The organism is Mycobacterium sp. THU-M104, assembly GCF_049197365.1.
Classification (GTDB): domain Bacteria; phylum Actinomycetota; class Actinomycetes; order Mycobacteriales; family Mycobacteriaceae; genus Mycobacterium.
On the sequence record NZ_JBMIOP010000093.1, the window covers coordinates 1 to 7598 of the forward strand.

Here is a 7598-nt window from a genome sequence, read left to right on the forward strand (position 1 = left end):
TAGCGGTTGCTGACAACCCGGACCTAACCCGCGCCCTCGGCGAAGCAAAGCGCGAGCTGATCCGGCAGATTGAACATCAGAAGTCGCAGCGAGAACCCATGAGCAACCGCCGGCTCAGGAACCCCACGGTCCGGCATCCGAATATCCCCACGCCGTGACCGATCGCCCGTTCTCACCCTGGGTGGTGATTTCGTACCACCGGTGGGGCGGTTCGACGCTCGTGGCATGCGGAGATTCGCAGACGCCGATCACGCCGGCGGCTGCGGGCTCATCGCCGCGATGTAGTAGATCTCGTGCCCGCTGGGGTAGCCGCCCCCATTGGTGGCGATGTGAACGTGGTCGTAGTGGTTGAGGGTTTCGTTGCCGTAGTCCGCCGTCCAGCTCCCCGTGCCGATGCCCGGGTAGATCCGTTGCCGCCAGATCACGTGGTTGATGCCCCAGCGTTTGGCGTTCGCGAGGGCATACCCGGCGATCTGGTTGCCGAGCGCGATCCCCTCCGGGCGTCGCCGACCAGACGGGCGGGCCGCTCGTAGGGCAGCCCCAGCTGGTCGACGACGATCCAATGGTGTGACAGGCCGATTCCCAGCGTGAACCGGCCCGTGCACGCGGCCTGCGTGGTCAGTGCCTGTTGCGCCATGATGAGCGGGTGCCGGGTCTGGATGGGCACGACCGCGGTGCCGATCTCGATGCGGTCGGTGACCTGCCCGAGCAGCGCGACGGCCGTCATCGCGTCGAGGTAGCCGGGCACCTGCGGGAGCCGGAACGAGGCGAATCCGTCCGCTGCGGCGGCCCTTCCGTCCTCGAGCAGACCGGTCAGCCGCTGCGCGCGCGACCCCAACGCCGGATTCACCTGCGGGCACTTCCAACTCGACGGCCCGCACCGGATGGTGTCCACCGCGGGTCGGCGCCGGTGGCTGTCGCCGCCCGAGTACATGTACCCGATCGAGCGGGCCACCGAGAGCGGGCTGGTCGGCCCGTGGCGCACCCCCGACATCGGTCAGTTGCCCCCTGGGCTCAATCCCGTCGGCATCGAACCCTGGGGGATCAGCAATTTTTACCTACTTCTCTCCGGCTTCTCTCCGGCCCGCCTTGTGCGGGAACGCATTCAGCACGAAGTCGCCTCGGTGGTGCTCAAGGAGTTCGCGTTGCAGGACGCGGGCATGCTCGGCGGCACCCAGGCAGCATTGGAGTACGGCATCGTCGATGAGTTCCCGCTCAACGACCAGGAGATCCTGGTGCGGCACCTGCACAAGGTGGTCGTCGACTGGGTTGCTGAATATCAGGCCTACCGCCGCCAAACGGCACCGGCGGGAGTGTGAGCATGTCGGATGCCCTGCTGCCCAGTGCCTTCGCCGAACTGGAGCCGTACGCCCAGACGTGGTGCCTGGCCACCGAGACGGAACGCTGGAACGCCCGGATGTCCAGCACGATGCCGCAGATGCGGGAGTTCTACGACGCGTTCTTCCCGTGCCTGGAAGAGGCCATCGACTACTGCGACAAGTTCCCCCTCGATGGTCTGCCGGACGACACGCTCAACCTGCTGCACCTGATCTATTCGCTGGTCATGGTCGCCATGTCGGTGGAGATCATGCACCAGCCCGCGCCCGTCTGCGCCGCCGACGCGGTCATGACCCGCACCGTAGAGCCCACGCCCTGATCGACGGAAGGACCGACCATGAGCACCCTCACCATCAACAGGCTCACCGAGCGCGTCGGCGCCGAGGTCGTCGGGCTGGAATTGGCCGACGTGGCTTCCGGCGACTCGCTCGGGGCCGCCGTCCTCGATGCCCTGGAGGCCAACGGCGTGCTGGTATTCCGGGGTCTGCGTCTCGATCCGCACGCGCAGGTGAGTTTCTGCCGCCGCCTCGGCAAGGTCGATCACTCCTCCGATGGGCATCACCCAGTCGCCGGGATCTACCCGATCACGCTGGACCGGTCCAAGAACTCCTCGGCGGAATACCTGAAGGCGACCTTCGACTGGCACATCGACGGGTGCACCCCGATCAAGGACGACGCTGCTGGACGAGTTGCTCGCGCGCGCCACCGAACCCGGCATCGTGTAGAGCCACGCCTGGTCGGTCGGCGACACCGTCATCTGGGATAACCGCGGCGTGCTGCACCACGCGGCGCCCTATGACCCGAACTCGGCGCGGGAGATGCTGCGCTCCACCGTGCTGGGCGACGAACCCATCGAATAACCCGTGTAGCACACTGGCAGGATTCGCCACGAACCCGAAAGGACCGGTTGATGACCCCACGGTTGGACGGCAAGGTCGCCATCGTCACCGGCGGCGCCTCCGGGCTCGGCCTGGGCGTCGTGCGCACGTTCCTCGATGCCGGCGCCTCGGTGGTCATCGCCGACATCGACGACGCTGGACGGCAATTGGCCGACGCGTGCGGTGACCGCGCGCGGTTCGAGCACGTCGACGTCTCGTCCGCCGAGGACATCAGCGCCGTGATCGACGCGGCGGTGCGGCATTTCGGCGGCCTCGACGTGATGGTCAACAACGCCGGCATCTCCAGCAAGATGCACCGGAGCTTCCTGCAGGCCGACCTCGGCGACTTCGCCAAGGTCATGGCGGTCAACGTCCTGGGCGTCATGCTCGGCACCCAGCAGGCGGGCGCGCCACATGGCCGATCACGACGGCGGCAGCATCATCAACGTGGCGTCGATCGGGGGCCTGCAGGCCGGCGGCGGCGTGATGACCTACCGGGCCTCCAAAGCCGCGGTCATCCATTTCAGCCGCAGCGTGGCCACCGAACTGGCGCCGCTGGACATCAGCGTGAACTGCCTTGCACCCGGAGGAGTTCCGACGCCCATCCTCGCATCGTCGGTCCCGGGGCTGAGCCCGGAAGCCGTCGACAAATTCGTGCGGAAGACGCGCGAGAAGATGCAAAAGGACCGCCCGCCTCCGCTGGAGGGGACCCCCGAGGACGTCGGCGAGGCCGCGCTGTGCCTCGCGGCGGGTACCCGCACCAGCGGCCTGGTGCTGACCGTCGACGGCGGGACGTCGGCGCGCGAATCTGCGTGAGACCGCCGCCGACTTGCGGGTCATGACCGCCGGCCGATCGCGGCGCGGACGAAACGCACCTTCGGGAGGACCGGGCCGATGACCTCACAAGTGATGTTCCTGTTGCTGTGCCTTCCGCTGGCAATCGCGTTGGCGGGGTGGCTGTCCGAGCGGTTCGGGGTGCCCTACCCGGTGGTTCTGGTCGGGTTGGGTGCGCTGCTGAGCCTGTCGCCGTGGACGCCCACGCCGGAACTGTCGCCCTCCGTCGTCTTCTACGTCTTCCTGCCGCCGCTGGTCTACTACGCCGCGTACTTCATCGCTCCGGAAGACCTGCGCGCCAATGCCGGCTCGATCGGACTGTTGGCCGTGGGCCTGGTCCTGGTGACCATGGCGGGAGTGATGGTGGTGATGGTCGGTGTCGCGGGCGTGCCGATCACCATCGCCGCGATAGCCGGAGCGGTCGTGGCGCCGACTGACACGGTCGCGGCCACCGCGGTCTTTCGCCGGCTCAACGCGCCCGAGCGGTTGGTGACCATTGTCGAGGGCGAAGGACTGATCAACGACGGCACTGCGCTGGTGCTCTACGTCGGGGCCGTGACTGCCGCGACCGCGGGCGTGGTGCGGCCCGGGCAGATCGCGGAGACAATTCTCGTGGCGCCGCTGGGCGGCGCGGCGCTGGGCTTGGTGATCGCCTGGGTCCTGGTCGGTCTGCGCCGCCGGCTCGATCAGGCCTTGCTCGAGATCACCCTGTCCCTGGCTACCCCCTACCTGGCGTATGTGCTCGCAGAGGCGGCCGGTTTGTCGGGAATTCTGGCGACCGTCGTGGCGGGGGTCTATGTCGGTGCCCGTTCCGGGTGGCTGTTTGCGCCCGGGGCGCGATTGCAGGCGTTCGCGTTCATGGACGTACTGGTGTTCCTGCTCAACGGTGCGTTGTTCACGCTGGTCGGTATGCAGTTGGTCCGGGTGGTTCGCCCAGTTCCCGGTGTTCCCACCTCGACGCTGTTGATGGTCATCGCGGGGGTGCTGGCCGTGGTCATGGGATCGCGCCTGGCGTGGGAGCTGCTGCTGCGACCGGTGCTGAGGCGGCTGCGGCGACATCCGGGCGAACCAGCAAGCTGGCGGGAACGGGCGGTGATCGGCTGGGCCGGAATGCGCGGCGGCGTTTCGCTGGCCGCGGCGATGGCCACGCCGTTGCAACTCGGCGACGGTTCCCCGTTCCCGCATCGTGATCTGGTGATCGTGGTCGCGGCGTCGGTTGTCGTCGTGACGCTTGTCATGCAGGGCATGAGCTTGCCGATGCTGCTCCGCAGGCTCGGGGTGGGGCGCCAGGATTGGCGCGACCAGGAGCGGGAGGCCCGATTACAGGCGGCCACTGCCGCGCTCGACTGGCTCGCCGAACAGCCCGAGGCGCGCGACGAGTCCGACGCGGCGGTCGCGTCACTGCGCAGCCTCTACACCTCCAGGGCACGCCGGCTGCAGGGACCCGACCGGGACACGGCGGAGCGGCGCTATCCGGCCGGCGAATACCGTGTTCTGCGCCTGGGGATGCTCGCCGCGGAGCGGGCGATGGTCGTGGGTTTGCGACAGCAGGGCCGGATCAGCGCGACGGTGTTGCGGGCCATCGAGCGCAGCCTGGATCTCGAGGAGGCGAGGCTGAGCGACCTGTGACCCCGGGCGCTCGACTCACCTGCCGGGCGGGGGCACCGCACTTCCGGCGCCGCTCCTGTGCTGCGGGCAATAGAAGGCCACCGAAGCACCGATGAAGTAGCCGGCGTCGCGGGCCGACAGCGCCGTTGTTTTGGCGAGGGACAGTGTCAGGCCCGCCGGTGTCTGGCCTTTGTCGAGCTTGGCGCACACGTTTCTGGCCTCCGCGACTGCGGCGTCGTCGCTCGGGAAGACGATCCTGCGCTTGTCCAACGTCGCGACGAAGGCGTCGTCGGTCTGACCGGCCGCGGCCGGGGCCGCGAAGAGCAGGGCCGCAATCGGGATCGTCGACCACTTCGCGGTGATTGCCCAGGTGTGCGTCATGGCTGCCTCCGGACGCGCGTGCGACGCCTCGGCGTCGACCACGACGGTAGGTAAACGGTAGCCGAATCCACCATGTCCGTCCTGCCGGGCCGCCCCGGCATGCCCCGCAGGCCGCCGCAGGGGTGCGTGGTCAGTAACTTGGGAACCTTGAGTTTGCGACGGCCAGCCGGTGGCCCACCCGGTCTCGGACCCAGAACGGAGCAACGATGAGCACAGGTGCGCAGGTCGGGACGATCACGACCCAGGTGCCGGCGCGCCTTGACCGGCTCCCGTGGTCGCGGTTCCACTGGCGCGTCGTGCTCGGTCTGGGCGGCGTCTGGGTTCTCGACGGCCTCGAGGTCACCATGGTCGGCAACGTCTCGGCCCGGCTCACAGAAAAGGGCAGCGGCATCACTCTGGACGCCGCACAGATCGGTGTGGCGGCCGCGATCTACATCACCGGGGCGTGCGTGGGCGCATTGTTCTTCGGCCACCTGACCGACCGCTTCGGTCGGCGCAACCTGTTCATGCTGACCCTGGTGCTCTACCTGATCTCCACCGTGGCGACCGCATTCGCCTTCGCGCCCTGGTATTTCTTCGTCACGCGCTTCTTCACCGGCGCCGGCATCGGGGGCGAATACGCCGCGATCAACTCCGCGATCGACGAACTGATCCCCGCGCGGGTGCGCGGTCGCGTGGACCTCGTGATCAACGGCACCTACTGGCTCGGGTCTGCCGCGGGAGCGGCCGGGGCGCTGGTTCTTCTCGACACCTCCCACTTCCCGGTCGACGTCGGCTGGCGGCTTGCGTTCGGGATCGGCGCGATCTTCGGCATCTTCGTCCTGCTGGTTCGGCGCAACGTCCCCGAAAGCCCACGCTGGCTGTTCATCCACGGGCGCGAGCAGGAAGCCGAGCGAATTGTCGGCGACATCGAGGCGGACGTGCGGCGGGAGACGGGTGAACCGCTTCCCGAACCCGAAGGTCGGCCGCTGAAAGTGCTGCAGCGCAAGGCGATCTCGTTTGCCGAGATCGCGAAGGTGGCTTTCACGCTGTATCCGGGGCGCGCAGCCCTTGGACTGGCGTTGTTCATCGGGCAGGCGTTCCTCTACAACGGCGTCACGTTCAACCTGGGGACGTTGTTGAGCGGGTTCTACGGAGTCCCCTCCGGGACGGTGCCGCTGTTCTTCGTCGTGTGGGCGCTGAGCAACTTTCTCGGCCCCCTGCTGCTGGGGCACCTTTTCGACTCCGTCGGCCGTAAACCGATGATCACGATGTCCTACATCGGTTCCGCCGCCGTCGTGGTTGTGCTCGCCGTGCTGTTCGTGACCCGGACCGGCGGTGTGTGGACCTTCATCGCGGTGCTCGCGGCGGCGTTCTTCCTGGCGTCGGCGGGTGCGAGCGCGGCCTACCTGACCGTCAGCGAGATCTTCCCGATGGAGACCAGGGCGCTGGCGATCGCTTTCTTCTATGCGATGGGTACGGCGATCGGCGGCATCACCGGGCCGTTGCTGTTCGGCCAGATGATCGATTCCGGGCAGCGCGGGCAGGTGATGTGGTCGTTCCTCATCGGGGCGGCGGTGATGGCGATTGCGGGCCTCGTCGAACTGTGGCTGGGGGTGGCGGCCGAACAACGGTCGCTGGAAGACCTGGCCATGCCGCTGACCGCAGCCGACGCCGAGGACGACGAGCCGGCGGATCGCTGAGGGACGCGTCGATTCGCCGGGAGGGCGCGTCTGGTTGACTGCGGGCATGCCCAGAGAGCCGGAATTGGCGCGACGTTTCTTCGACCGTTTCGAGCCGGTGCACGCGGTGACGTACTTCGCGCCCGAAGCGCGGGCGGCGTTGGACGGGCTGGGTTACCGGGGTTTCTGGATGGGCTATTTCGCCGCCCGTTCGGCCCCGCTGGGCCCGGTGCCGGCCGAGGTGGTGACCGCGATGTTCTACAACTTCGCCCCCGAGCGGGTCGCCAAGGCCCTGCCCGCGGCCTGGGAGATCGCCGGCCCGCAGGCCGCGCTGCGCGCACGCCAGGAATCCGCGGTGGCGGCGCTGCGGCGCTACGGGCTGAGTGCGGACGAAAATGCCACGGTGGCAGCGCAATTGGCAGGCAAGGCGGCGCGGCAGGCGCCGCTGGACGGGCGGCCACTGTTCGCCGCGAACCGCGCCTTACCGTGGCCGGACGATCCGCTGGCCGCGTTGTGGCACGCCACGACGCTGCTGCGCGAGCAGCGCGGTGACGCGCACGTCGCGGTGCTGGCCGCCGCGGGTATCTCCGGGCGCGAGTCCAACGTGCTGCACGCCGCGGCCGGGCGGATCCCGCGCGATGTGATCGCCCGCGTCCGCGACTATGACGAGGCGGCGTGGCGTCACCACGAGCAGGCGCTGGCTGAGCGGGGCCTGCTCGACGGCGACGGGTCGCTCACCGACGCCGGCCGGGACCTGAAAGGCCGCATCGAGGCGGCGACGGACACGGTGTCCCTGTCGGCGCTCGACGCACTCGATGACGGGGAGGTCGAGGCGTTGTTCCGGGCGCTCACACCGATCACCCGCATCGTCGTCGCCGCCGGCGATGTGCCCGCCGTC

The 7598-nt window shown here is 68.6% G+C and carries 5 protein-coding genes and 5 pseudogenes; 7 read left to right on the top strand and 3 right to left on the bottom strand.

All coding sequences use genetic code 11. The features are described from left to right. Nucleotides 1-248: 248 nt before the first annotated feature. Both ACOJVU_RS08760 and ACOJVU_RS08765 read right to left on the bottom strand, forming a co-directional pair. Nucleotides 249-500 (bottom strand): annotated as a pseudogene (locus tag ACOJVU_RS08760) (glycoside hydrolase); the annotation flags it as partial. Then, nucleotides 464-850 (bottom strand): annotated as a pseudogene (locus ACOJVU_RS08765) (LLM class flavin-dependent oxidoreductase); the annotation flags it as partial. The pseudogenes ACOJVU_RS08760 and ACOJVU_RS08765, both read right to left, overlap by 37 nt. On the opposite strand from ACOJVU_RS08765, the pseudogene ACOJVU_RS08770 reads away from it, so the two are divergent. The 5 genes and pseudogenes from ACOJVU_RS08770 to ACOJVU_RS08790 form a co-directional block, all read left to right on the top strand. Then, a pseudogene (locus tag ACOJVU_RS08770) lies at nucleotides 804-1319 on the top strand (SRPBCC family protein); the annotation flags it as partial. The pseudogenes ACOJVU_RS08765 and ACOJVU_RS08770 overlap by 47 nt on opposite strands. 2 nt (nucleotides 1320-1321) lie before the next feature. Next, nucleotides 1322-1657: a hypothetical protein gene (locus ACOJVU_RS08775; protein WP_421529418.1), complete on the top strand. Its 336-nt coding sequence runs from the start codon at nucleotides 1322-1324 to the stop codon at nucleotides 1655-1657. A gap of 18 nt (nucleotides 1658-1675) precedes the next feature. After that, a pseudogene (locus ACOJVU_RS08780) lies at nucleotides 1676-2198 on the top strand (TauD/TfdA dioxygenase family protein). A gap of 50 nt (nucleotides 2199-2248) precedes the next feature. After that, nucleotides 2249-3032: pseudogene (locus tag ACOJVU_RS08785) on the top strand (SDR family oxidoreductase). A gap of 78 nt (nucleotides 3033-3110) precedes the next feature. After that, the gene (locus tag ACOJVU_RS08790) at nucleotides 3111-4679 is read left to right on the top strand and encodes a Na+/H+ antiporter (protein ID WP_421529419.1); all 1569 of its coding nucleotides are present in this window, start codon (nucleotides 3111-3113) and stop codon (nucleotides 4677-4679) included. 15 nt (nucleotides 4680-4694) lie between these two features. On the opposite strand, the gene ACOJVU_RS08795 is transcribed toward ACOJVU_RS08790, so the two are convergent. Next, complete coding sequence (locus ACOJVU_RS08795) at nucleotides 4695-5039, bottom strand: DUF732 domain-containing protein (protein ID WP_421529420.1); 345 nt, start codon at nucleotides 5037-5039, stop codon at nucleotides 4695-4697. A gap of 206 nt (nucleotides 5040-5245) precedes the next feature. Here ACOJVU_RS08795 and ACOJVU_RS08800 point away from each other — a divergent pair, with 206 nt between their 5' ends. Then, nucleotides 5246-6721: an MFS transporter gene (locus tag ACOJVU_RS08800; RefSeq protein WP_421529421.1), complete on the top strand. Its 1476-nt coding sequence runs from the start codon at nucleotides 5246-5248 to the stop codon at nucleotides 6719-6721. A gap of 46 nt (nucleotides 6722-6767) precedes the next feature. Then, nucleotides 6768-7598 (top strand): SCO6745 family protein (locus ACOJVU_RS08805; RefSeq protein ID WP_421529422.1); only part of this gene is annotated, 831 nt, incomplete at its 3' end.